This window comes from Desulfobulbus alkaliphilus (genome assembly GCF_016918545.1).
GTDB lineage: Bacteria > Desulfobacterota > Desulfobulbia > Desulfobulbales > Desulfobulbaceae > Desulfobulbus > Desulfobulbus alkaliphilus.
Map to the genome: position 1 here is coordinate 1 of NZ_JAFFQC010000299.1, position 428 is coordinate 428.

At 60.3% G+C, this 428-nt stretch carries 1 pseudogene; it reads left to right on the forward strand.

Features of this window, described 5'->3' with window-relative positions:
- Positions 1 to 428 (forward strand): annotated as a pseudogene (locus JWG43_RS18625) (hypothetical protein); the annotation flags it as partial.

Genomic DNA, 428 nt, shown 5'->3' on the forward strand with positions numbered 1-428 from the left:
ACCTGTTCCTTTCCGCCTATACGCTGGAGCTGGAGACTTCCGTTCCCGACAGGGGCTTTTTGGAAGAGGAGTTCCACCGTGCGGAGCGGAAGGCCGCGGAGCTGGAAGGGTATCTGGATGAGCTGGCCTCCCGGCCGCGGACCATCCTGTATCTGTGCGACGCCGACGGGGGCGTGGTCTTCGATCTTGCTGTGGTGCGCAAGCTGCTGCGCATGCAGCATCGTGTCATTTTTGCCGTCAAGGACGGCTTTTTCTTCTATGCGCCCACCATGGATGACGTGGAAGAGGACCCTGTCCTGCGCGAAGAGCTGAAGCAGGACTATATCGTCCGTGATGCCAACCTGAGCAAGAACCAGCTGCTGCGCCATCTGCGCGAGCACCGTTTGCTGGTCATCAGTGACGGGACGCGCGAACGGCTCAACCTGTAC